The organism is Achromobacter spanius, from assembly GCF_002966795.1.
Taxonomy (GTDB): Bacteria; Pseudomonadota; Gammaproteobacteria; order Burkholderiales; family Burkholderiaceae_B; genus Achromobacter; species Achromobacter spanius_D.
In genome coordinates this window covers 1535871-1560193 of record NZ_CP023270.1, presented here as the reverse complement: position 1 = coordinate 1560193, position 24323 = coordinate 1535871, and the positions used below count along the sequence as shown (strand labels likewise).

Sequence of the window (24323 nt, the reverse complement as noted above, 5' to 3'; positions counted from 1 at the left end):
AGAGAGTGTGTTCTTGTCACGCGGCGCGGCAAGGTTCGAAACGGGGTTCCGGAACACTTGCCGCCCGCGGCGCGTGCATCAAGTAAAGGTTACTTCGTCAACATGACCTTGAACTTGGGCGCGAAGGCCGTCTCGATCAGGGCCTTCTGCTGTTCCTGGTGCTTGGCCAGGTAGCCCACGGCCGGCGATGCCGACGCGGCACGGCCTGCGTAGCCAAGCTTCTGGCCTTCGACCATGTTCTCGTACACGTGATGCTGAACGTAGAACCAGGCGCCTTGGTTCTGGGGTTCGTCCTGCACCCAGATCACTTCGGTCGCCTTCGGGTACTTGCGCAGTTCGGCTTCGAACGACTTGTGCGCAAACGGATACAGCTGCTCGACACGGATGATGGCGACGTTGTCGGCGCCACGCTCGCGGCGGGCGTTGACCAGGTCGTAGTACACCTTGCCCGAGCAAGCCAGCACGCGCTTGACCTTGCCGGCGTCGATGGCCTCGTCGACCTCGCCGATGACCGGGCGGAAGCTGCCGCCGGCCAGATCGGTCAGGGGCGAACCGGCGTCCTTGTTGCGCAGCAGCGACTTCGGCGTGAACAGCACCAGCGGCTTGCGGAACGGGCGGATCATCTGGCGGCGCAGAACGTGGAAGATCTGCGAAGCCGAGGTCGGCTGAATCACTTGCATGTTGTTGTCGGCGCACAGCTGCAGGAAGCGCTCGATGCGGCCCGACGAGTGCTCGGGACCCTGGCCTTCGTAGCCGTGCGGCAGCATCAGCGTCAGGCCCGACTGGCGGCCCCACTTGGCTTCGCCGGAGCTGATGAACTGGTCGATCACGACCTGAGCGCCGTTGACGAAGTCGCCGAACTGGCCTTCCCAGATGACGAGCGTGTTGGGCTCGGCGCTGGAGAAGCCGTATTCAAAGCCCAGCACGGCCTCTTCGGACAGCACGGAGTCGATGACGGTGAACGGCGCCTGGCCTTCCGACACGTTCTGCAGCGGAATGAAAGTGCCGTCGTTCCAGCGTTCGCGGTTCTGGTCGTGCAGCACGGCGTGGCGGTGCGTGAACGTGCCGCGGCCCGAATCCTGGCCGGTGATGCGGATGGCGTAGCCCGAGGACACCAGGGTCGCGAAGGCGAGGTGTTCGCCCATGCCCCAGTCCAGGTTCATTTCGCCCTTGGCCATGGTGCGGCGGTCGTTCAGCAGCTTGGCGACCAGCGGGTGCACCGTGAAGCCTTCCGGCACGGTGGTGATGCGTTCGCCGATGCGCTTGAGTTCAGCCAGCGGCACGGCGGTGTCGGCCTGGTCGGTCCACTTGGCGCCCAGGAACGGCGACCAGTCGATGGCGTACTTGCTCTTGTAGTCGGTCAGCACCGGCTCGATGGTGCGCTGGCCGTCTTCCATGAGCTGACGGTAGTCCTTGACCAGCTGATCGGCTTCGCCGTCGGCCAGCACGCCTTGCGTGGTCAGCTTGTCGGCGTACAGCTTGCGCGTGCCGGGGTGGTGGCCGATGCGCTTGTACATCAGGGGCTGCGTCAGCGACGGGGTGTCTTGCTCGTTGTGGCCCAGCTTGCGGAAGCAGACGATGTCCACGACGACGTCGTGACGGAACTGCTGACGGTAGTCCAGGGCCAGCTTGGTGACGAACACCACGGCTTCGGGATCGTCGCCGTTGACGTGGAACACCGGGGCTTCGATCATCTTGACCACGTCGGTGCAATACAGCGTCGAACGCGAGTCACGCGGGTCGGACGTGGTGAAACCGATCTGGTTGTTGATGACGATGTGCAGCGTGCCGCCCGTACCGTAGCCGCGCGTCTGCGCCAGGTTCAGGGTTTCCATCACGACGCCCTGGCCGGCAAAGGCCGCGTCGCCGTGCACCAGCACCGGCAGCACTTGCTGACCTTCGGCGTCGCCGCGGCGTTCCTGGCGGGCGCGGACGCTGCCTTCGACGACGGGGTTGACGATTTCAAGGTGGGACGGGTTGAACGCCAGCGACAGGTGGACGGGGCCGCCGCGCGTGGACAGGTCGCTCGAGAAGCCGTTGTGGTACTTCACGTCGCCGTCGGTCAGGCCTTCGGCGTGCTTGCCTTCGAACTCGGCGAACAGGTCGCCGGGCATCTTGCCCATGATGTTCACGAGCAGGTTCAGGCGGCCGCGGTGGGCCATGCCGACCACGATTTCCTGGACGCCGTTTTCACCGGCGTGGTTGACCACTTCGTCCATCGAGGCGATGAAGCTTTCGCCGCCTTCCAGCGAGAAGCGCTTCTGGCCGACGTACTTGGTGTGCAGGAAGCGTTCCAGGCCTTCGGACTCAGTCAGTTGCTGAAGGATGTGGCGCTTTTCTTCCGGCGAATACGTGGGCGCGCCCAGCGTGGTTTCCAGGCGTTCCTGGATCCAGCGCTTGGCGGCGGGGTCGGAGATGTGCGTGAATTCTGCACCGATGCTGCGGCAGTACGTGTCGCGCAGCGCCTTCAGGATGTCGCGCAGCGTCATCGTGCTGGCGGTCGTGAAGTAGGTGTTGGTGGCCGAGTAGGTCTGGTCCAGATCGGCTTCGGTCAGGCCGTAGAAGGCGGGATCGAGTTCCGGGATCGGCGGACGTTCCTGGCGCTTGAGCGGATCCAGATCGGCCCAGCGCGAGCCCAGCGAGCGGTAGGCGGCAATCAGCGATTGCACCGAGACCTGCTTGCTGGCGACGCTCAGATCGGGTTCGGCCGCGCGTTGCACGAAGGCATTGGCCTTGGCGCGCTGGGCGAACGATTCGACGATGGGAGCGTGGGCCTGGTCGCGAGTGGATTCCTGGCCGTCGGTTGCGGGAGCGTGCTGCAATTGGTCGAAGTAATCGCGCCAGTTGTCAGGAACCGAACCGGGATTGTCGAGGTAGGCTTCGTAAAGCTCCTCAACATACGGGGCGTTACCCCCAAAGAGATAAGACGTGGATAGAGATTCTATTTCCGAAGACATATCGCTTCACCTATACGAGTGCTTCACTCGAGACGATGCAGGAAAACCTTCCGCGACACGGGCTTCCCGTTAAGCGGATAGCAGGGGCAGAAGGCGCGTACAAGCCTTGAAAGCCTATGGTCGAGAAGTATAACCCTTTGAGTTTATGGGCGTCTTCCTGCATTTCTGTGACGCAAAAGGCCTTTCGGAATGCTGTCATGCGGCAACGGAATGTCCGTTTAACACCTTCAAATTCACCGTCTACGCGCCCCCAAAATCCGTCAATCCAAAATGCGGCAGCGCGTCATTTCAAATAGCAGAAATGATGAGTGTTGCGTTTACGCCTCGTCAAACCGGCAGCGCGGTGGTCGACATGATCTCTTTGAGCACGAAAAAAGTACGAATCTGGCGTACGCCGGGCAGCTTGATGATCTCGCCCGCATGCAGCTTGTTGAAGCGTTCCAGGTCCCGGATACGCAACATCAGGAAATAGTCGAACTCGCCGGCCACCAGGTGGCATTCCAGGCAACCGCTGATGCCCTTGGCCGCTTCCTCGAAGTCCGTGAACGAGTCGGGCGTCGAGCGATCCAGCACCACGCCCACGATGACCAGCGTGGCCATGTCGACGTCCGCAGGTTCCAGCAGCGCGACCGTCTTTCGGATGACGCCTTCGCTCTTCAACCTTTCCACGCGCCGCAGGCACGCTGCCGGGCTCAAATGCACGCGGGCGCTCAAGTCCAGATTGGTAATCTGCGCGTCGTCCTGAAGAATGCGCAGGATCTGGCGGTCGATGCGGTCCAGCGTGAAAACGGCGGTCATGGATGGTGTCCCTGAAAATTAAATTTCGCCTGGGTTTTTATTTTGGAAATATTAGATCCATTAATCGTAAATAACGACCTTCCAATTTGGCGGAATTAAAAAATACGCAATTGACCCCTCAACCCCATGATTCCTATGATTTTTGCGAACCCTGCCGCAACGCGCGGGCCCGCCAGGATCACCAGGAGCCACCATGGATCTGCAACGTTTTCCCCGTCATCGCCTGACCTTCGGCGATACCCCGATCGAAAAGCTGGACCGCTTGTCGCAGCATCTCGGCGGCAAGGTCGAGATCTACGCCAAGCGCGAGGACTGCAACAGCGGTCTGGCCTTTGGCGGCAACAAGCTGCGCAAGCTTGAATACCTGATTCCGCAGGCGCTGGAACAAGGCTGCGACACGCTTGTCACCATCGGCGGCATCCAGTCCAACCACACGCGCATGGTCGCCGCCGTCGCCGCCAAACTGGGATTGGCCTGCGTGCTGGTTCAGGAAAACTGGGTGGACTATTCCGATGCGGTGTACGACCGCGTCGGCAACATCATGATGAGCCGCCTGATGGGCGCGGACGTGCGGCTGGTCGATCAGGGCTTTGACATCGGCTTTCGCCGCAGTTGGGAAGAGGCGCTGGAAGAGGTGAAACGCCGCGGCGGCAAACCCTACGCCATTCCCGCGGGCGCGTCCGATCACGAGCTGGGCGGCCTGGGCTACGTGGGCTTTGCCGAAGAGGTGCGCCGTCAGGAAGCCGAACTGGGATTCAAGTTCGACTACATCGTCGTCTGCGCGGTCACGGGCAGCACGCAGGCCGGCATGGTGGTGGGCTTTGCCGCCGACGGCCGCGCCGACCGCGTCATCGGCATCGACGCATCCGCCACGCCAGAGCAGACCCGCGCGCAGGTTCTGCGCATCGCGCGCCGCACCGCCGACCTGGTCGGACTGGACAAACCCATCGAAGACAAGGACGTGGTGCTGGACACGCGCTACGCCTATCCCGCCTATGGCCTGCCCTCAGCCGAAACCAACGACGCCATCCGCACGTGCGCCCGGCTGGAAGGCATGATGACCGACCCCGTGTACGAAGGAAAATCCATGCAGGGGATGATGGACATCATCCGCAAAGGCGAGATTCCCGCCGGCTCGAAGGTCCTGTATGCGCACCTGGGAGGGGTGCCGGCGATCAACGCCTACAGCTTTCTCTACCGCAACGGATAGCGGCGGATTCGGGGTCACGGGGTGGCCTTGCGGGGACTTGCGGTGACGTTGCCGCCCTGCCCGCCTGCCATGGGAAACCCATGGCGGCGCGCCGCCCCCGCCACGATCAGCGTCGCCGCCAGCAACAGCAACAGCGCGGGCGCAAACGCGGCGACGCCCACCCCTTCGAGCAGGATGCCGCCAATGACGCCGCCGCCCGCGATCGCCAGGTTCCAGGCCGTGACCAGCATCGACTGCGCCACATCGGCCGACTCGCCCGCGGTCTTGGCCAGCGCGGTCTGGAACAGCGTCGGCGCGCCGCCAAACGCCAGTCCCCAAGCCGCCACCGCCGTGATCACGACGGCCGGATCCTTGCCGCTGATGCCCAGGACCAGCGCGGACAACGCAAACAGCACCGTGCTGGCCAGCGTCATGGCGCGCAGATGGCTGTCGATCAGGACGCCGGTGACCCAGAGGCCGATCAACGACGACAGACCGAACACCAGCAGCATCATGTCCGTGCGGTCGTCCATGCCGCGCGCCGCCAGGAACGGCGCAATGTAGGTATAGAGAATGTTGTGCGCCAGGACGAACGCGAACACCACGAACAGCACCGCGCGCACGCCCGGCAAGGTGAAGACGCGTCGCAGCGGCGCGCGCTTGCCCGAAGCCTGCCCCGCAAAGTCCGGCACCTGGATGCGCACCCACACCATCAGGATCAGCGCCAGCGCGCTCATGATGCCGAAACACCAGCGCCATCCCACCAGATTGCCCAGGAAGGTCCCCGCCGGCACGCCAAGCGACAACGCCAAGGGCGTGCCCACCATGGCGATGGCGATGGCGCGCCCCTTCTGACGCTCCGGCACCATGCGCGCGGCATACCCCGCGGCCAGCGCCCACAGCAGCCCGGCAGACACGCCGGCAACAAAGCGCGCCGCCATCGTCAGCACGTAGCTGGCGGACACCGTGGTGATGGTGTTGGCGATGACAAAGCCGGCAATCGCGGCCAGCAGCAACGGACGCCGGCGCACGCCTTGCGTCGCCGCGGTCAAGGGTATCGCGGCCACCAGCGAACCGATCGCGTAGATCGTCACCCACTGTCCGGCCATCGCTTCGGAAATATCCAGCCCCGCGCTGATCTGCGGCAACAGGCCGGCTGGCAGGGCTTCCGTCAGGATCGTGACGAAGCCGGCCAACGCCAGGGCCAGTAGTGCTGCAATGGGAAGACGCGCCTCGCGCGCGCCGGGACCGGGGGCCACCGCCTGAAAACCTGCCATGTTCTGCCTTTTGACCGGCCGGCGGCAGGCAAAAGGCCCTGACGCCGGCGTGTGTTGTGTGAAAGCAGCCATGTTGGCGGCAGGTGCGGTTCAGGACAATAATGCCGACGTTCAAAACATATCGGACAAATTGTCCTGAATCGCATCATGGTCGAATCGCTCAGCGCCATTGCAGCCTTCGTGCAGGCTGCGGAAATGCGCAGTTATTCCGAGGCCGCCCGCCATCTGGGCGTGTCGGCGTCGGCCGTGGGCAAGAGCGTCTGCCGGCTGGAAACGCGCCTGGGCGTGCGCCTGCTCCATCGCAGCACGCGCAGCATCACCTTGACTGCCGAAGGCGCCGTTTTCCTGGAACGCTGCCGCCGCATCCTCTGCGAGCTCGAGTCCGCCGAACTGGAGCTTTCCGAAACCCGCCAGGCGCCGCAAGGCCGATTGCGCATCAGCCTTCCGCTGGTCGGCATGCTGGTCATGCCGGCGTTGACCGCCTTCATGCACCGCTACCCGGCCATCGAACTGGACGTGGATTTCTCGGATCGCCTGGTGGATGTCATCAACGAAGGCTTCGACATCGTGATGCGCACGGGCGAACCGACGGACTCGCGGCTGGTGTCGCGTCCCGTCGGCAACTATCGCTTGCTGCTCGTCGCGGCGCCGGGATATCTGGCCAGCCGCGGCGCGCCGCGCAGTCCGGCAGACCTGCAGCATCACGCCTGCCTGCAGCACCGATTTCCCCGCACCGGCAAGCTCGAACCGTGGCCGTTGACGCGCGAGGCCGGGTCGCCGGAGTGGACACTGCCCGTGTCGATGGTGTGCAACACGTCGGCCGCCCTGCTGGATGTGGCGTTGGCGGGCCTGGGCATCGCATGCCTGCCCGATTTCCTGGTGCGGCCGGCCCTGCAGCGCGGCGACCTGGTTACGGTGCTGGACGGCCATGTCGAACACCAGGGCACGTTCCGGCTGCTGTGGGCGTCCAGCAAGCATCTGGCGCCCAAGCTGCGCGTGTTCATCGACTTCATGGGCGTGGAGTTGTTCAAGGAAGCCGACGCCGCGGCGGCATGAATACCTCGGCGTAGGGCATTCGCCGATGGCCGTCGGCTGGTATTTGATGTACATACTTTGTATACATCATCGCCCCGCGTCAGCACGTGGCGATTCCCTCCTTCCTGCGACCGCCGATGCCCGTCTACGACACCACGCTGCCCTATCCCCGCGACCTCGTCGGCTACGGACGCAATCCGCCCCACGCGCAATGGCCGGGCAACGCGCGGATTGCCGTGCAGTTCGTGCTGAATTACGAAGAAGGCGGCGAGAACAGCGTGCTGCATGGCGACGCCGGATCCGAGCAGTTCCTGTCCGAAATGTTCAACCCGGCCAGCTATCCGGACCGGCATCTCAGCATGGAAAGCATCTACGAATACGGGTCGCGGGCGGGCGTGTGGCGCATCCTGCGCGAATTCGAGAAGCGGCAACTGCCGCTGACGGTATTCGGCGTCGGCATGGCCCTGCAACGCCATCCCGATCTGACGGCTGCCTTCGTGGAACTGGGCCATGAGATCGCCTGCCACGGCTGGCGCTGGATCCACTACCAGGACGTCGACGAAGCCACCGAACGCGAGCACATGCGGCTGGCCATCGATGCCATCACCACGCTGACGGGCACGCGCCCACTGGGCTGGTACACCGGACGCGACAGCCCGCGCACGCGCAGGCTGGTCGCCGACGACGGCGGATTCGAGTACGACAGCGATTACTACGGCGACGACCTGCCCTTCTGGATGCGGGTGCGCAAGACCGATGGCTCGACCGCGCCGCAACTCATCGTGCCCTACACGCTGGACTGCAACGACATGCGCTTCGCGCTGCCGCAGGGCTATTCGCACGCCGATCCCTTCTTCCAGTACCTGAAGGACAGCTTCGACGCGCTCTACGCCGAAGGCGACGAGGCGCCCAAGATGCTCAGCATCGGCATGCACTGCCGTCTGCTGGGCCGGCCCGGACGCATCGCCGCCCTGCAACGCTTTCTGGATCACATCGCGCGCCACGACCGCGTCTGGGTCTGCCGCCGGCTGGACATCGCGCGCCACTGGAAAGCCACGCATCCCTACCCCTCCGACCGTTGAACAGGACGACCATGGCGAACAATCCGAACGATCCGAACGTCGAGCCGCGCCCGCGGGAGCGCCTCGGCGAGCCCGGAATGGGCAAGGACATCTGGGACTGGCACGAGGCGCTCAGCGCCTATAGCGATCCGGGCTACGCCGAGAAAGGCCTGCTCACCGTCACCTACCTGACCGACGCGCACCGCGCCTGCGCCGCGCGCATCTCGCAATGGATGCAGGAATGCGGCTTTGACGAAGTCGGCATCGATGCCGTCGGCAACGTGGTCGGACGTTATCGCGCCGCCCAGGCTGACGCACCGGTCCTGATGACGGGCAGCCACTTCGATACGGTGCGCAATGCCGGAAAGTACGACGGCCGGCTCGGCATCTTCGTGCCCATGGCCTGCGTGCGCGCGCTGCACCGCCAGAACCGGCGGCTGCCCTTCGACGTGGAGGTGATCGCCTTCGCCGAAGAAGAAGGCCAGCGCTACCGCGCGACGTTCCTGGGATCGGGCGCCTTGATCGGCGATTTCAAGCCCGAATGGCTGGACCAGAAGGACGCCGACGGCATCACCATGCGCGACGCCATGCTGCACGCGGGCCTGGACATCGACGGCATTGCCGGCCTGCGGCGCGATCCGGCCCGCTACCTGGGCTTTGTCGAGGTCCACATCGAACAAGGCCCCGTGCTGTACGAACTGGGGCTGCCCCTGGGCGTCGTCACGTCGATCAACGGCTGCGTGCGCCATCAGGTGCAGATCCTGGGCCTGGCCAGCCATGCGGGCACCACGCCCATGGACCACCGCCGCGACGCCGCCGTGGCCGCCGCCGAACTGACGCTCTTTGTCGAACGGCGCGCCGCCCGCGATGGCGACTCGGTCGGCACGGTGGGCATGTTCGAGGTGCCCAGCGGGTCGATCAATGTCGTGCCGGGCGAGTGCCGATTCAGCCTGGACCTGCGCGCGCCCAGCGACGCGCAGCGCGACGCGCTGGTCAACGACGTGCTGGCCGAGCTGGCCGCCATCTGCAAGCGGCGCGGCCTGCGTTACGCGCTGGAAGAAACCATGCGCGCGGCCGCCGCGCCCAGCGACCCGCGCTGGCAGCAGCGCTGGGAACGCGCGGTCGGCGCGCTGGGCGTGCCCGTGCACCGCATGCCCAGCGGCGCAGGCCACGACGCCATGAAGCTGCACGAGGTCATGCCGCAAGCGATGCTGTTCGTGCGCGGCCAGAACAACGGCATCAGCCACAACCCCAACGAATCCACCACCAGCGACGACATCGAACTTGCCGCGCAGGCCATGCTGGGCCTGCTCGATGCGCTGGCCAACGAAACCTCGACCTAACGCCATGACCGATTACGCCCGACTCGACGCCTGGGTGGACGCCCATTTCGACGAAGAAGTCCGCTTCCTGCAGGAACTGGTGCGCGTGCCCACCGACACGCCGCCCGGCAACAACGCGCCGCACGCGGTGCGCACCGCGGCACTGCTGCAGGGCTTTGGCATTGAAGCCGAAGCGCATCCCGTGCCCGCGCAGGCCGTGCAGGACTACGGCATGCAGTCCATCACCAACCTCATCGTGCGGCGCGAATACGGCGATGAGGGCCCGCGCATCGCGCTCAATGCCCACGGCGACGTGGTGCCGCCCGGCGACGGCTGGACGCACGATCCTTATGGCGCCGAGATCGACAACGGCAACCTCTACGGTCGCGCCGCCGCGGTCAGCAAGAGCGACTTCGCCAGCTTCACGTTCGCCGTGCGGGCGCTGGAAGCCGTCGCCAAGCCGTCCCGCGGCGCGGTGGAACTGCACTTCACGTATGACGAGGAATTCGGCGGCCTGCTCGGTCCCGGCTGGCTGCTCGCACAGGGGCTTACGCGTCCCGACCTCCTGATCGCGGCCGGCTTCAGCTATGAAGTCGTCACCGCGCACAACGGCTGCCTGCAGATGGAGGTAACGGTGCACGGCAAGATGGCTCACGCCGCCATTCCCAGCAGCGGCGTCGACGCCTTGCAGGGCGCCGTCGCGCTGTTAAATGCGTTGTATGCGCAGAACGCGCAGTACCGCAAGATCACGTCGCAGGTGCCGGGCATTTCGCATCCGTACCTGAACGTGGGGCGGATCGAAGGCGGCACCAACACGAACGTGGTGCCCGGCAAGGTCAGCTTCAAGCTGGACCGCCGCATGATCCCGGAAGAAAACGCCGCCGAGGTCGAGGCCGACATCCGGCGCATCATCGAGGAAACCGCAGCGTCATGCCCCGGCATTTCGGTGGACATCAAACGGCTGCTGCTGGCCAATTCGATGCGTCCGCTACCCGGCGCGCAGCCGCTGGTGCAGGCCATACAGAAACACGGCGAGGCCGTGTTCGGTGAACCCATCCCCGCGATGGGCACGCCGCTGTACACCGACGTGCGGTTGTACGCCGAAGCCGGCATCCCCGGCGTGATCTACGGCGCGGGCCCGCGCACGGTGCTGGAATCCCACGCCAAACGTAGCGACGAACGCATCAACCTGGAAGACCTGCGCCGCGCGACGAAAGTCATCGCACGTACGCTGGCCGACCTGCTGCAACCGGGCACGGGTGTCTGACACCAAAAGAACCTAAGCCAGCCGCATCACCCGCCGCCAGAACAGCACCGCCACCATGACAAACACGGCCAGCCCCAGGTAGGACGCCATGCCGGCGAAGTCATCGCCGACGATCGCCAGCGGCGCCTCGGACCCCGCCGCCCCGATGATCGCGGCCATCAGCACGCCCACCAGGCTCTCGCCCACGATCAGGCCAGAGGCGATCAGCACGCCGCGGCGGTTGGCCGCTTCGGCATAACTGTCGTAGGGCTGACCGGCGGCGGCGGCGCGGCGGCGCAGGGCCCCTTCCAGCAGCCACGCCAGCAGCGCGCCCGCCACGATGGGCGCGGCCACGGTCGGCGGCAGGTAGATGCCGATGCCCACCGCCAGCACGGGAATGCGCGCGACTTTGCACGTGCGCTTCAGGATTTCATCCACCGCAATCAGCGCCACCCCGACGGCCATGCCGATCAGGATCATGGTCCAGTTGAGCTGATGGGTGAAGATGCCGCGCGTGATCGCCAGCATCAGCGTGGCCTGCGGTGCGGACAGCGCCTGCGACGGGTCCATGCCCTCGCGCGGCATCGCATCTGCGAATCCGTACGCGTTGTACAGCAGCTCCAGCACCGGCGAGATCACCGCCGCGCCGACCACGCAGCCGATCAGCAGCGCGACCTGCTGGCGCCACGGCGTGGCGCCCACCAGCCAGCCGGTCTTCAGGTCCTGCAGGTTGTCGTTCGAAATGGACGCCACCGCCACCACGGCCGACGTGCTGAAGATCGCCAACGCGATCGCCATCTGCACGCCGTTCTCCAGCGCCATCAGATCGCCGCCCACGCCCAGCATCAGCACCGACACCAGCACGATGGCGACGATGCCCACGCCGGAGATGGGGCTTGTCGACGAGCCCACCAGGCCGGCCATGTAGCCGCAGGCGGCCGCCACCAGAAAGCCGAACACAAACGCGAACAGCACCGCGTACGCAACGAGCTTCCAGATGGCGCCGGACGACAGCGGCGTGCCGGACAGAAACACCTGGAACGTGAAGACCAGAATCGCCACCAGCACCAGCGTCACCGCCGAGATCCAGCCAGCCGACAGGTCGCGCTCGGTGCGCGGCGCGGCCCCGGCGCGGGCGGCGCCTTCGCGGGTCAATGCTGAAAAAGAGGCCTTCACGCCGCGCGCCATCGGCACGAACAGCGTCGCCAGGGTCCAGATCGCGCCCACGGCGATCACGCCCGCGCCAATGAAGCGCACCTGCGAGGACCACAAACCGGTGGCGTACGACGCCAGCGTCGCGCCGGCGGGCATGTCGCCCATGGCGCTCAGGATGGGCACCGCGATGCCCCACGCAATCACCAGGCCCGTCAGCATGGCCAGCCCCGCAACGATGCCGATCAGGTAGCCGGCGCCCAGCAGCGCCAGCGAAAAGCCCATCGGCAGCCGGAACACCGCGCCGCCCAATGCAAACCAGCCGCTGACGCTATCACCCAGCACCCGCAGACCGTTGGCGGCAAAGCTGACCACGGCCGCCGCGATGCCGCCGGCGACGATGTCGCCCATGCCGGTGGCGGCGGGTTTGGCCGAGGCGCCTGCGGCGTTCTGCGGCTCGTCCTGCGCGCGCTCGGCGCTGCCGACGCGCAGAATCTCGGCCGCCGCCACGCCTTCCGGATACGGCAGATTGCTTTGCACCACCATCACGTGACGCAGCGGAATCGTGAACATCACGCCCAGCATGCCGCCGGCCGCGCAGATGCCCAGCGTCTGCCAGAACGGAAAGCCCTGCCAGTGGCCCATCATGACCAGCGCCGGCAGGATGAAGATGATGGCCGACAGCGTGCCGGCCGCCGAGGCCTGCGTCTGCACCATGTTGTTTTCAAGGATATTGGCGTCCTTGAACATGCGCAGGACCGACATCGAGATGACCGCCGCCGGAATGGCGGAGGAAAACGTCAGGCCCACCTTCAGCCCCAGGAACACATTCGAGGCGGTGAAGATGACGGTGATCAGCGCGCCGAGCAGGACGCCGCGGAACGTCAGCTCCGGCAGCGTGACCTCCGGCGGGACGCGGATGGGCTCAGTCATGGGTTTCTCCCTATTGTTAGCGGCGAATTCTAGCGCTTCGCCGTCCACCCCGTGGTCACGAGCCGTAAGCGCGAGCCGGCAGTAGAACCTGCCGTGGCGCGAGCCCATGACGACACATTATGCTGAAAGCGCTGGATCTGGCCGGGGATTTCGATGCCTCATGCCTGGCGCATGGGTCTAGCATGAGGATAAAAACAGGAGACGACTTACCATGCTCGACCCTCGCCAGCCTCTTCCCGGAACGGCCCTCCCAGACGACGCCGACCCCGCAGAAACCGCCGAATGGCGCGAAGCGCTGCAGTCCCTGCTGGAGGCGGACGGGGCCGATCGTGCCGGCTATGTGCTGGACAGCGTGCTGGGCCATGCCGCCTCGCTCGGCCTGCGCGCCAACAGCCAGACCCGCACCGCCTACCTGAACACCATTCCCGCCGACCAGGAACCGCCCTTCCCCGGCAACCTGGCCGTCGAAGAGCGCATCGCCCGCATCAACCGCTGGAACGCGCTGGCCATGGTCGTGCGCGCCAACCAGGCGCATGGCGAGCTGGGCGGCCACATCGCCAGCTACGCGTCGGCCGCCGACCTGTTCGAAGTCGGCTTCAACCATTTCTTCCACGCGCGCTCGGACGGCAATCCCGGCGACATCGTCTACCTGCAGCCGCACTCGGCGCCCGGCGTCTACGCGCGCGCCTTCCTCGAAGGCTTTCTGGGCGAGGACGACCTGGCGCACTTCCGCCAGGAAATCACCGCCACCACGCGCGGCCTGCGCGGCCTGTCGTCCTACCCGCACCCGTGGCTGATGCCGGACTTCTGGCAATTCCCCACCGGATCCATGGGCATCGGCCCCATCAACGCGATCTACCAGGCGCGCTTCATGCGCTACCTGGAGCACCGATCGCTGGTGCCCGGCGCCGACCGCAAGGTGTGGGGCATCTTTGGCGACGGCGAAATGGACGAGCCCGAATCCATTGCGGCGCTCACACTGGCCGCGCGCGAAAAGCTCGACAACCTGATCTTCGTCGTCAACTGCAACCTCCAACGCCTGGACGGCCCGGTGCGCGGCAACGGCCGCATCATCGACGAGCTGGAAACCCTGTACGCCGGCGCGGGCTGGAACGTCATCAAGCTGGTCTGGGGCAGCGACTGGGACGCGCTGCTGCGCCGGGACACGGGCGGCGCGCTGGCCCGCGCCTTCGCCAACACGGTGGACGGCCAGTTCCAGACCTTCGCGGCCAACGACGGCGCCTTCAACCGCGCCCATTTCTTCAACCAGAATCCGGAACTCGCCGCGCTGGTGGCCGACTGGTCGGACGAGGCCATCGACCGGCTGCACCGGGGCGGCCACGACATGGTGAAGATCCACGCGGCCTACCACCGCGCCGCGCGCCACCGCGGCCAGCCCACCGTCATCCTCGCGCAAACCAAGAAGGGGTTCGGCATGGGGACGGCCGGCCAGGGCAAGATGACCACCCACCAGCAGAAAAAGCTGGACGACGAGGCGCTCCTCGCCTTCCGCGACCGCTTCGCCCTGCCGATTTCCGATGCCGACTGCCTGGCGCTCAAGTTCTACCGGCCCGCCGACGACAGCGCCGAGATGCGCCACCTGCAGGCCCGCCGCGCCGCGCTGGGCGGCTACATCCCGCGCCGCAACGCCGAGGCCCCGCGGCTCGCGCCCCCGGACGCGGACCAATGGGCGCGCTTCGCTCTGGCCGCCGACGGCAAGGAAATGTCGTCCACGATGGCCATCGTGCGCATGCTCACCGCGCTGCTCAAGGACGCCACCGTGGGCCCGCGCATCGTGCCCATCGTCGCCGACGAAGCCCGCACCTTCGGCATGGCCAACCTGTTCCGGCAGATCGGCATCTACTCCGCGCAGGGCCAGCTCTACGAACCCGAGGACATCGGCTCGGTGCTGTACTACCGCGAGGCCCGCGACGGCCAGATCCTCGAAGAAGGCATCACCGAGGCCGGCGCCATCTCGTCCTGGACCGCGGCCGGCACCAGCTATTCGGTCAACGGCCTGCCGATGCTGCCCTTCTATATCTATTACTCGATGTTCGGATTCCAGCGCATCGGGGACCTGATCTGGGCCGCCGCCGACCAGCGCGCCCGGGGCTTCCTGATCGGCGCCACGTCGGGCCGCACAACGCTGGGCGGCGAGGGCCTGCAACACCAGGACGGCTCCAGCCACATCATGGCCGCCACCGTCCCCAACTGCCGCGCCTACGACCCCGCCTACGCCTACGAGGTCGCCGTCCTCGTCGAACACGGCATGCACCGCATGCTGGACGAACAGCGCGACGAATTCTTCTACCTGACCGTCACGAACGAAAACCTGGCGCAGCCCGGCATGCCCCAGGACCCGGCCACGCGCGAAGGCATCCTGCGCGGCCTGTACCGGCTGCGGCCCGCGCGCGGCAAGGCGCAGGTGCGCCTGTTGGCGGCCGGTCCCATGCTGCGCGAGGCCGAGCTGGCCGCCACGCGCCTGCACGACGACTTCGGGGTGGACGCCGAGGTCTGGAGCGTCACCAGCTTTTCCGAGCTCGCCCGCAACGGGCGGCAGGCCGAGCGCGCCCGCGTGCTAGGCCTGGACGCCCCGGCGGACCAGGACTGGGTGCGCGCGTGCCTGGGCGACAGCGACGCGCCGGTGATCGGCGCCAGCGACTACGTGCGCGCCGTGCCCGAACAGATCCGTGCGTTCGTCACCGCGCCCTACCGCACGCTGGGCACCGACGGGTTCGGGCGCAGCGACACCCGGGCGAGGTTGCGCGATTTCTTCGAGGTGAGCGCGGACTGGATCGCGCTGTACGCCCTGGACAGCCTGGGCAGACAGGACGATGCGCGCGCGCTGCGCGAATCCCTGAATGCCGGCAGCCGCCAGGCGCCGCCTTGGGACGTCTGACCCTCGGCCATCTGACTGACGCAGCGCATGTGTTTGCTTGATTAAAAGCTAACCAAAGCGAACACTCGCTGCAGTGCAGCAACCAAGCACCCGCGCTTTCTGGTGAAATACGGGTGTTCCCCAAGCATTTCGCAAAGAATACGGCGGGCCGCGAGCCCGCCTTTTGGCATCCCTGTTTTTTTCATCCCTGTCTTTTTCCGTTAGCCCTTTCAGGCCCCGATCCCATGGACGAAACTCTTACCAAACTGGCGTTGGACTACCACGCCTATCCCACTCCCGGCAAAATCTCGGTCACCCCGACCAAGACCCTGGCCAACCAGGACGACCTGTCCCTGGCCTACTCCCCCGGCGTGGCTGCGGCCTGCATGGCCATTTTCGACCAGGGCGATGACGCGGCGTCCAAGTACACGTCGCGCGGCAACCTCGTGGGCGTGATCACCAACGGCACCGCCGTGCTGGGCCTGGGCAACATCGGCCCCTTGGCCGCCAAGCCCGTGATGGAAGGCAAGGGTTGCCTCTTCAAGAAATTCGCCGGCATCGACGTGTTCGACATCGAACTCGCCGAAAACGACCCGGACAAGCTGGTCGACATCATCGCCGCGCTGGAACCCACGCTGGGCGGCGTCAACCTTGAAGACATCAAGGCGCCCGAGTGCTTCTACATCGAAAAGAAGCTGCGCGAGCGCATGAAGATCCCCGTCTTCCACGACGACCAGCACGGCACCGCCATCATCTCGTCGGCCGCCATCCTGAACGGCCTGAAGGTCGTGAACAAGGACATCGGCTCGGTCAAGCTGGCGTGCTCGGGCGCCGGCGCCGCCGCCATCGCCTGCCTGGACCTCCTGGTCCACCTGGGCATCAAGCGCGAAAACATCTTCGTGGTGGACTCGCGCGGCGTCATCTGGGACGGCCGCGACGAGAACATGGAAGCCAACAAGAAGCGCTACGCGCAAAAGACCGACGCGCGCACGCTCGCCGACGTGGTCAATGGCGCCGACGTGTTCCTGGGCTGCTCCACCGCCGGCGTGCTGACAGCCGACATGGTCAAGACCATGGCCGACCGTCCGCTGATCCTGGCCCTGGCCAACCCGGAACCAGAAATCCGCCCCGAAATCGCCAAGGCCGCGCGCCCGGACTGCATCATTGCGACCGGCCGCTCGGACTACCCGAACCAGGTCAACAACGTCCTGTGCTTCCCCTTCATCTTCCGCGGCGCCATGGATGCCGGCGCCTCGCGCATCACCGAGGAAATGAAGCTGGCGTGCGTCAAGGCCATCGCCGATCTGGCGCAGGCCGAGCAGAACGATGAAGTCGCCCGCGCCTACGCCGGCCAGGAACTGTCGTTCGGCCCCGAATACATCATCCCGAAGCCGTTCGACCCGCGCCTGATCGTGCAGATCGCCCCGGCCGTGGCGCAGGCTGCCGCCGACTCCGGCGTCGCCGCCCGTCCCATCGAAGACATCGAAGCCTACCGCCAGAAGCTGATGGGCTTCGTCTACCACTCGGGCCAGCTGATGCGTCCGCTGTTCGCCCAGGCCAAGAAGGCGCCCAAGCGCGTCATCTATGCCGACGGCGAAGACGAACGCGTCCTGCGCGCCGTGCAGACGGTGGCCGACGAAAAGCTGGCGTTCCCGATCCTGATCGGCCGTCCCGCCGTCATCGAGATGCGCATCCAGAAGGCCGGCCTGCGCCTCGTCGCCGGCCAGCACTTCGAGATCGTCGACCCTGAAGACGACAGCCGCTTCAACGAAACGTGGAATGCGTACTACCAGCTCAAGGGCCGTGAAGGCGTGACGCCGGCCATCGCCAAGGCGATGATCCGCAAGCACAACACGCTGATCGGCGCGATGCTGCTGCGCCGTGGCGATGCCGACGCGCTGCTGTGCGGCGTGGCCAGCAAGTACGACAACCAGCTCAAGTACATCGACGAAATCATCGGCAAGAAGGAAGGCCAGACGTACGCCGCCCTGAACGTGCTGATGCTGCCCGACCAGACGCTGTTCGTCACCGACACGCACGTCAACGAAAACCCGTCGGCCGACGAAGTCGCCAGCATCACCATCCAGGCTGCTGACGAAATGCTGCGTTTCGGCGTGGTGCCGAAGATCGCCTTGCTGTCGCACTCGAACTTCGGCAGCCGCGTCACGGAATCGTCGCGCAAGATGGCCGCCGCGCGCAAGATCGTGCAAGACCGCGCGCCCGACCTCGAAGTCGACGGCGAAATGCACGCTGATGCCGCCCTGTCCGAAAAGATCCGCGTCCTGGCCTACCCGGACAGCACGCTGAAGGGCCGCGCCAACCTCCTGGTCATGCCCAACCTGGACACCGGCAACATCACGTACAACATGCTGAAGATGACCGGCAGCAATGGCGTCGCGATGGGTCCGATCCTGCTGGGCGCCGCGCGTCCCGTGCACATCCTGACCACCAGCGCCACCGTGCGGCGCATCGTCAACATGACGGCGCTGGCCGTGGTTGATGCACAGCAGGAAGCCGCCGAAGAAGCCAAGAAGCGCCGCCGCTGATCGCACCGTCTCGCAGCAAGCTTGCGGGCGCCCCCAATCGGGGCGCCCGTTTTCATTTTGCGGATGGTAAAACCTAGCTTGTCCTTTACCTGGAGACGACATGCTGGCCGATGCAATGTATGCCTGGTTCCATTACCTGGCGATCTTCGTACTGGTGGTGGTCCTGACCGCCGAAGCCGTTCTGCTGCGGCCCGACCTGACGCCGGCCGGCGTCAAACGCCTGATCATCTACGACCGCCTCTACGGCGTGTCCGCGATCCTGGTGCTCGTCACCGGCGTGCTGCGGCTGACGCTGGGCGCCAAGGGCGCCGTGTTCTACATGAGCAATCCCTGGTTCCACGCCAAGATCTCGCTCTTCGTCGTCATCGCGCTCTGTTCCATCCCGCCCACGCTCACGTTCCTGCGCTGGGCAAAGCAACGTCGCCAGCAGCCCGACTTCGTCCCCGCCCTGCCCGAGATCAAACGCGCGCGCCGCTGGGTGATGATCGCCTCGCACCTGTTCATCTTCCTGCCGCTGTTCGCGGTGCTGATGGCGCGGGGCATCGGCTATTGATGGGTCGGCGGAACCCGGCGGCTAGGGGCAGCGCGCCCGCGCCGGGCGTTCCGGCTCCTTGCCATCGACGATGAACGTGTCGAAGCGGATCACGCCCGCCGCGTCGTTATCCACGATGTCGATGACCTCGCCCTGCAACGTCTGCATCACGGACGTGCCCTCGGGCACGTCCTCATGCCCCGGCCGCTTGGCGGCCTGGCCGTTCCACGGCGAAAACACAAGGATGCCCGGGTAGGGCTCACGCTCGCCCGCAGCCTTGCGCCGCGCTGTCTTGAATTGCGTGCCGGCGGCATAGGTCAGGCCGCCAAACGGCGTGCTGCACGCCAGCTCCGCATCCGTGACCCGCAGCACGTCGCGCGACGCATCCAGGTAGAGGCTGGGCCGGCTCAGATATAGCCCGAACACCTGCACGGCCGTCTCGCCCTTGACTTCCACCCGCCAACGATCCGGGTCGCGCGACCCATCGACATAGACGGTGCCGTCCGACCCGCGCAACACGGCGCCCGGCGCGATCTCCAGGCCCGCGGTCCGGTTGCCGTCCGCCAGCACACACTCCTCGAACGCCTTGATGGCGCCATCAGGCATCACGTCGAACTTGATCTCCTGCGTGGCATCGCAACGCCAGCCTTGCACATCCTGCACGCCGGCGCCGCGCAGGATGACCGAACGCGGATGCCTGCCCAACAGCGTGTACGTTTCCTTTTCGTATTCAGCATCGAGATAACGCCGCACCCAGGTCGCCTCCACGCCCAGCATCGGCACGGCTTGCGGAAAACTGGCCTCGATGTAAGTCTCCAGCTTATCTGCGTCCTGCAGCTTCAACCGAGTTCCCGCCGGCATCGTCACACCGCTTACCGTCGTGGGCTGCTGCAACGTCACATTGCGTGCCGCTTCGCCGCGTTCGATCTCCCGCTCGAGCTGCCACATCATGGCCTGGAACCACGCATAAAAGCTGAACGGCACCAGCAGCACCACGCAGAGCAAGGCCGACGTCTTCCAATACTTGCGAACGGTGCGCCGCGCGCCGCGGCTGACGGCCAAAACCAGCACCCACCCTAGCAACAAAAGTCCGGCGATGAAGCCGGCGGTAAGCAAGATGAAAAAACTGGCGCTGGGAAGTGCTATCGGAATCATGTCGGTGATGCTATCCGCAAAATTGCTCTATTTCGAATTATCAGAATTTTATTAAAGACTCCACTTGTAGGACCGGCTGTAATCACACCTGTCGACGGGAAGTACGCCATTAACCGCTGAAAAGCACCGTCGGCGATGGTTTTTCAGCCACTTTTTGACCGACTTACATCATGAAACTCAACACCCTCATCGCCCTGACCATCGGCGCCCTCGCCTCCACGTCGCAACTGGCGTTTGCCGCCGACGGCACGATCAATTTCACCGGCGCGGTATCGGCCAACACCTGCACCATCGACGGCAACGGCACCGGCAACAAGGACTTCAACGTGCTCATGCCCACGGTCGGCGTCGACGCCCTGACCGCGGCGGGCAAAACGGCCGGCACCACGCCGTTCACCATCCGCCTGACGCAATGCACCCCGGATACCGGCATGGTCCATACCCTGTTCGAACCCGGCGTCAACGGCAATGCCGCAACCGGCAACCTGACGATCGGTGCGGGCGGAGCCACCAACGTTGAAGTCCGCCTCCTGAATGCCGACGAAACGCCCATCAACGTCACCGTGGCCGACGAAGCCCAAAACTCCAAGGCCGTGTCCCTGAGCAGCGGCGAAGCCTCGCTCAATTATCTGGCCCAGTACTTCGCGCTCGGCCAGGCTGGCGCCGGCGCCGTTACCGCCACCGCCAAATACACCATCATCTATCAATAAGCCGCCAGGCTTGGCGCTTGCAATGCCTTCAAGCCACCCGGATCAGTAGTCAAGACCCCCACATATAGTCCGAGGAAACCGATGAACCCATTCAACGTAGTTCTTGCTGCCGGAACGCTGGCAGGTTGTATCTTCGCCGCCGCGCCGGCAACCGCATCCGTCGTCATTGGCAGCACTCGAATCATCTACGAAGCCGGGCAGGCGGAAGTCAACGTCAAGCTCAAGAACGAGGGCAGCCAGCCTGCCCTCACCCAAGCCTGGATCGACAAGGGCGATGCCAAGGCGGCGCCCGGATCCATCCAGGTCCCGTTCATCGTGACCCCGCCCGTCACCCGCATCGACCAAGGCAAGGGCCAGACCCTGCGCCTGATGCACACGGGCGAACCGATGGTCCAGGACAAGGAGTCCGTGTTCTGGCTCAACGTGCTGGAAATACCGCCCAAGGAAAAGGCCAACCAGAATCTCTTGCAGATGGCCTTCCGCTCGCGGATCAAACTGTTCTATCGGCCCGCCGGTCTCCAGGGCAAGGCCGAGGAAGCGCCCTCGCAGGTCAGCTGGCGCCTGGTCAAGTCCGGCAACCGCAACGCCATTGAAGCCACCAACCCGACGCCGTATCACGTCACCTTCATCGAAGTGAATGTGGCCAGCAACGGCAAGAGCGCCAAGTTCACCGACGGGGACATGCTGGCCCCCGGTGAAAAGAAGGTCCTTCCCCTGGTGGGAGACGTTGTCCAGGGCGCCAACGCCGAAGTGACGTACCGCTTCCTGAATGACCACGGCGGCGCCGTCAAAGGCACCCGCTCCCTCAGTCCCGCCTAGCGCGACATAAGCGATACCGGCCCGCACTGACCGGCCGGCCGTCCGCACCAAAACCATTACTCGACGCCTGCAGGGGCGGCGCTAACGGCCGGCATCAGCCAGCCAACAGCGCCGCGCCTGATCACGCACGCCCTCACCATGAAACCTCTTGCCACCACGCCGCACTTCGCGCTTGCCGCGATCACGCTAAGCCTGCTCAGCGCAACTGCCTGGGCAACGGGCACCGAGCTCGCAGCCCTGGATGCGGACGTAGAGTTCAACGATGCCTTTCTGGGCGGGGCGAACGTGGACGTCAGCCAGTTCGCTCGCTCGAACAGCGCCATCCCGGGCACCTACCGCCTCGATGTGCTGGTGAACGACCGCTGGCTGGGGCGCTCCGATGTGCGCCTCGGCAAGCCGTCAGGCAGCGCGCCGCTTCAAGCGTGTTTCGACCAGGCGCTGGTTGAACAGGTCGGCATCGATCTGACCAAGATCGACGCCGCGCTTGCCGCGCGGCTGACCGGCAACGAATGCGTCGCGCTGGCCGAGCTGGTGAAGGAAGCGCGCGCGGAATTCGATGCGGGCGAACAGCGGCTGAACGTGACGGTGCCCCAGGCGTCGCTGGTGCGCCAGGGCCGCGGGTACGTCGACCCGAAGCATTGGGACGAAGGCGTGCCAGCCGGGCTACTGAACTACAACACCAACTTCTACACCTCGCGCGCCAACGGCAAGACGTCGACGCAGAGCTTTGCCGGTCTGAATGCAGGCGCGAACGCGGGCCCCTGGCGCTTCCGTCATTCCGGCAACGCAACGAAGGGCAGCAAGAGCGGCCTGCAGTATCAAAGCGTGCAGACCAACCTGCGCCGCAACATCACCGGCATGAAAAGCCAGCTGGTCATCGGCGACGCATTCACGGACGGGTCCACGTTCGACAGCGTCGGCTTTCGCGGCGTGCAGATGTCCAGCGACGATCGCATGTACCCAGAATCGCAACGCGGCTTCGCGCCCACCCTGCGCGGCATCGCCAACACCAACGCGCGCGTCCAGGTGCGCCAGAACGGCAACATCATCTACGAAACGACCGTGGCGCCCGGCCCCTTCGTCATCGACGACCTGTATGCCACGGGATACGGCGGCGATCTGGAAATGGTGGTCAACGAAGCCGACGGCCGCGTCCTGGTCTCGCGGGTTCCCTTCTCCGGCGCGGTGAATTCATTGCGCCCGGGCGTGACCCGCTACAGCGTCACCGCGGGCCAGTACCGCACGCCGCAGACGGCCGATCGGCCCCTGATGGCGCAAGCTACCGCGCAGCACGGCATCAACAACCTCGTGACCGCCTACGGCGGCCTGACCGGGGCGCAGGGCTACGCCGCGGCAATGGGCGGCGCTGCACTGAACACCGACTTCGGCGCGTTTGGCCTGGACGTCACCCAGGCGGCCACGCGCCTGCCCAAGGAAAAGAACCGCAACGGTCAAAGCGTCAAACTGAGCTACTCCAAGTTTCTGGCGCCCACCAGCACGAGCCTCACGCTGGGCGCCTACCGCTATTCCAGCCGAGGCTACCTCAGCATGGCCGACGCGATGGAACTGAGATCCCGCCAGGAGCAGGGGCAAGGCGCGGGCCAGTACGGAACGCAGCGCGGCCGCCTGCAGGCCACCATCAACCAGAACCTGCCGCAGGGTTACGGATCCGTCCATTTCACTGGATCGACGCAGGATTACTGGGATAAGCCCGGCCGCGACACGCAGATCCAGGCCGGCTACAGCAACAGCTACAAGCGCGTGAACTACAGCGTTTCGGCCACCCGTCAGCTCAACGTGGGCACCCAGAAGTGGGACAACCAGGTCATGCTCAACGTGGGCATTCCGCTGGGCCGCCATCAGAACCCGGTCTATGCGTCGACCAGCATGCAGAAGGGATCCGACGGATCGAGCAGCGTGCAGCAATCCGTGGCGGGCTCGCTCGGCGCCGATAACGCGTTCAACTACGGCGTCAGCGCCGGGCGCGCCATGTCGTCCAATGGTCCGGCCAACACCAACATCGCGGCGAACGCCTCGTACAACACGCCCGTGACCGCTGTCTCTGCCAACGCCAGCACCAGTTCCAACTACACGCAGTACGGCGCAGGCCTGTCCGGCGGCGTCGTGGCCTATGGCGGCGGCGTCGTGATGACGCCGTCCGCCGGCGAAACGGTGGCCATTGTCGAGGCGAAAGACGCCGCCGGCGCACGGGTGCTGAACCACAGCGGGGTGCGCCTGGACTCCAAGGGCCGCGGGATCGTCTCGACGCTGACGCCTTACGCCAAGAACAGCATCGAGCTCGACCCCAAGGGCCTGCCGCTGAATGTCGAACTGAAGGCGACCGAGCAGCACGTGGCGCCCACCGCAGGTGCGGTGGTGCGTCTGAGCTTCGAAACCGAAAACACGGGAAGCGCGGCGCTGCTGACCGTGGCCACCCGCAACGGCGAGCCCCTGCCCTTTGGCGCGGACGTGCAGGACGCGGACGGAAACAGCGTGGGCGTCGTGGCGCAAGGCGGTCGCATCCTGGCCCGGGGCCTGAAGGCCACCGAAGGCACGCTGACCGTGAAGTGGGGTGCGGACGGTGTCGAAAGCTGCACGTTCAACTACGCCCTTCCCGCGCAGCCTTCCAAGGATGCATCGCTGCCTCAGGCTAGCGGACTGCTCTGCGAGGGGCCGGCGCCCACCCGGATAGCCAAAAACTAATGACGAGACC

15 protein-coding genes and 1 pseudogene are annotated in these 24323 nt (G+C 65.6%); 11 read left to right on the top strand and 5 right to left on the bottom strand.

Annotated elements, in window-relative coordinates; genetic code table 11:
• Positions 1-89: 89 nt before the first annotated feature.
• Both CLM73_RS06990 and CLM73_RS06985 read right to left on the bottom strand, forming a co-directional pair.
• A complete protein-coding gene (locus CLM73_RS06990) occupies positions 90-2957 on the bottom strand; it encodes a 2-oxoglutarate dehydrogenase E1 component (protein WP_105237865.1) in 2868 nt (955 codons plus the stop codon).
• A 327-nt stretch (positions 2958-3284) separates the two neighbouring features.
• The gene (locus CLM73_RS06985; protein WP_056567804.1) at positions 3285-3755 is read right to left on the bottom strand and encodes an Lrp/AsnC family transcriptional regulator; all 471 of its coding nucleotides are present in this window, start codon (positions 3753-3755) and stop codon (positions 3285-3287) included.
• Positions 3756-3948: 193 nt separating this feature from the next.
• Here CLM73_RS06985 and CLM73_RS06980 point away from each other — a divergent pair, with 193 nt between their 5' ends.
• On the top strand, positions 3949-4965 hold the full coding sequence (locus tag CLM73_RS06980) for a 1-aminocyclopropane-1-carboxylate deaminase (protein ID WP_105237864.1): 1017 nt from the start codon (positions 3949-3951) through the stop codon (positions 4963-4965).
• Positions 4966-4979: 14 nt separating this feature from the next.
• Here CLM73_RS06980 and CLM73_RS06975 read toward each other — a convergent pair whose 3' ends face one another.
• Entirely contained in the window at positions 4980-6221 is a 1242-nt protein-coding gene (locus CLM73_RS06975; RefSeq protein WP_105237863.1) for an MFS transporter, read from the bottom strand.
• Positions 6222-6368: 147 nt separating this feature from the next.
• Here CLM73_RS06975 and CLM73_RS06970 point away from each other — a divergent pair, with 147 nt between their 5' ends.
• The 4 genes and pseudogenes from CLM73_RS06970 to CLM73_RS06955 all read left to right on the top strand — a co-directional run bounded on the left by CLM73_RS06970 (position 6369) and on the right by CLM73_RS06955 (position 10906).
• Complete coding sequence (locus tag CLM73_RS06970; RefSeq protein WP_105237862.1) at positions 6369-7277, top strand: LysR family transcriptional regulator; 909 nt, start codon at positions 6369-6371, stop codon at positions 7275-7277.
• 116 nt (positions 7278-7393) lie between these two features.
• Complete coding sequence (puuE, locus tag CLM73_RS06965) at positions 7394-8338, top strand: allantoinase PuuE (RefSeq protein WP_105237861.1); 945 nt, start codon at positions 7394-7396, stop codon at positions 8336-8338.
• A gap of 65 nt (positions 8339-8403) precedes the next feature.
• Positions 8404-9660, top strand: a pseudogene (locus CLM73_RS06960) (hydantoinase/carbamoylase family amidase); the annotation flags it as partial.
• A 4-nt stretch (positions 9661-9664) separates the two neighbouring features.
• On the top strand, positions 9665-10906 hold the full coding sequence (locus tag CLM73_RS06955; protein ID WP_105237860.1) for a M20 family metallopeptidase: 1242 nt from the start codon (positions 9665-9667) through the stop codon (positions 10904-10906).
• Between the two features lie 12 nt (positions 10907-10918).
• On the opposite strand, the gene CLM73_RS06950 is transcribed toward CLM73_RS06955, so the two are convergent.
• Entirely contained in the window at positions 10919-12970 is a 2052-nt protein-coding gene (locus tag CLM73_RS06950) for an OPT family oligopeptide transporter (RefSeq protein ID WP_105237859.1), read from the bottom strand.
• 211 nt (positions 12971-13181) lie between these two features.
• Here CLM73_RS06950 and mdeB point away from each other — a divergent pair, with 211 nt between their 5' ends.
• From mdeB to CLM73_RS06935, 3 genes are all read left to right on the top strand, one after another.
• Positions 13182-15869 (top strand): alpha-ketoglutarate dehydrogenase, encoded by a 2688-nt coding sequence (gene mdeB, locus CLM73_RS06945; RefSeq protein ID WP_105237858.1) that lies wholly within the window; start codon positions 13182-13184, stop codon positions 15867-15869.
• Positions 15870-16093: 224 nt separating this feature from the next.
• A complete protein-coding gene (locus CLM73_RS06940) occupies positions 16094-18394 on the top strand; it encodes an NADP-dependent malic enzyme (protein ID WP_105237857.1) in 2301 nt (766 codons plus the stop codon).
• Between the two features lie 100 nt (positions 18395-18494).
• Positions 18495-18947 carry a DUF2214 family protein gene (locus CLM73_RS06935; RefSeq protein ID WP_105237856.1) on the top strand — a complete coding sequence of 151 codons (453 nt, stop codon included), beginning with the start codon at positions 18495-18497 and terminating at the stop codon, positions 18945-18947.
• Positions 18948-18968: 21 nt separating this feature from the next.
• Here the strand turns inward: CLM73_RS06935 and CLM73_RS06930 are convergent, their stop codons facing one another.
• Positions 18969-20081 (bottom strand): hypothetical protein, encoded by a 1113-nt coding sequence (locus CLM73_RS06930; RefSeq protein ID WP_105237855.1) that lies wholly within the window; start codon positions 20079-20081, stop codon positions 18969-18971.
• A 170-nt stretch (positions 20082-20251) separates the two neighbouring features.
• Between CLM73_RS06930 and CLM73_RS06925 the strand changes: the two genes are divergently transcribed.
• The 3 genes from CLM73_RS06925 (at position 20252) to CLM73_RS06915 (ending at position 24313) form a co-directional block, all read left to right on the top strand.
• The gene (locus CLM73_RS06925) at positions 20252-20791 is read left to right on the top strand and encodes a fimbrial protein (RefSeq protein ID WP_105237854.1); all 540 of its coding nucleotides are present in this window, start codon (positions 20252-20254) and stop codon (positions 20789-20791) included.
• 81 nt (positions 20792-20872) lie between these two features.
• On the top strand, positions 20873-21610 hold the full coding sequence (locus CLM73_RS06920; RefSeq protein ID WP_105237853.1) for a fimbria/pilus periplasmic chaperone: 738 nt from the start codon (positions 20873-20875) through the stop codon (positions 21608-21610).
• 138 nt (positions 21611-21748) lie between these two features.
• On the top strand, positions 21749-24313 hold the full coding sequence (locus tag CLM73_RS06915; protein ID WP_105237852.1) for a fimbria/pilus outer membrane usher protein: 2565 nt from the start codon (positions 21749-21751) through the stop codon (positions 24311-24313).
• The last annotated feature ends 10 nt before the right edge of the window (positions 24314-24323 follow it).

Bases quoted from the DNA above. Each gene is read 5' to 3' on its own strand.
- CLM73_RS06980 (WP_105237864.1), top strand. From the start codon at position 3,949: ATGGATCTGCAACGTTTTCCCCGTCATCGCCTGACCTTCGGCGATACC.
- CLM73_RS06930 (WP_105237855.1), bottom strand. From the start codon at position 20,081: ATGATTCCGATAGCACTTCCCAGCGCCAGTTTTTTCATCTTGCTTACC.
- mdeB (WP_105237858.1), top strand. From the start codon at position 13,182: ATGCTCGACCCTCGCCAGCCTCTTCCCGGAACGGCCCTCCCAGACGAC.
- CLM73_RS06990 (WP_105237865.1), bottom strand. From the start codon at position 2,957: ATGTCTTCGGAAATAGAATCTCTATCCACGTCTTATCTCTTTGGGGGT.
- puuE (WP_105237861.1), top strand. From the start codon at position 7,394: ATGCCCGTCTACGACACCACGCTGCCCTATCCCCGCGACCTCGTCGGC.
- CLM73_RS06920 (WP_105237853.1), top strand. From the start codon at position 20,873: ATGAACCCATTCAACGTAGTTCTTGCTGCCGGAACGCTGGCAGGTTGT.
- CLM73_RS06925 (WP_105237854.1), top strand. From the start codon at position 20,252: ATGAAACTCAACACCCTCATCGCCCTGACCATCGGCGCCCTCGCCTCC.
- CLM73_RS06975 (WP_105237863.1), bottom strand. From the start codon at position 6,221: ATGGCAGGTTTTCAGGCGGTGGCCCCCGGTCCCGGCGCGCGCGAGGCG.
- CLM73_RS06940 (WP_105237857.1), top strand. From the start codon at position 16,094: ATGGACGAAACTCTTACCAAACTGGCGTTGGACTACCACGCCTATCCC.
- CLM73_RS06950 (WP_105237859.1), bottom strand. From the start codon at position 12,970: ATGACTGAGCCCATCCGCGTCCCGCCGGAGGTCACGCTGCCGGAGCTG.
- CLM73_RS06985 (WP_056567804.1), bottom strand. From the start codon at position 3,755: ATGACCGCCGTTTTCACGCTGGACCGCATCGACCGCCAGATCCTGCGC.
- CLM73_RS06955 (WP_105237860.1), top strand. From the start codon at position 9,665: ATGACCGATTACGCCCGACTCGACGCCTGGGTGGACGCCCATTTCGAC.
- CLM73_RS06970 (WP_105237862.1), top strand. From the start codon at position 6,369: ATGGTCGAATCGCTCAGCGCCATTGCAGCCTTCGTGCAGGCTGCGGAA.
- CLM73_RS06935 (WP_105237856.1), top strand. From the start codon at position 18,495: ATGCTGGCCGATGCAATGTATGCCTGGTTCCATTACCTGGCGATCTTC.
- CLM73_RS06915 (WP_105237852.1), top strand. From the start codon at position 21,749: ATGAAACCTCTTGCCACCACGCCGCACTTCGCGCTTGCCGCGATCACG.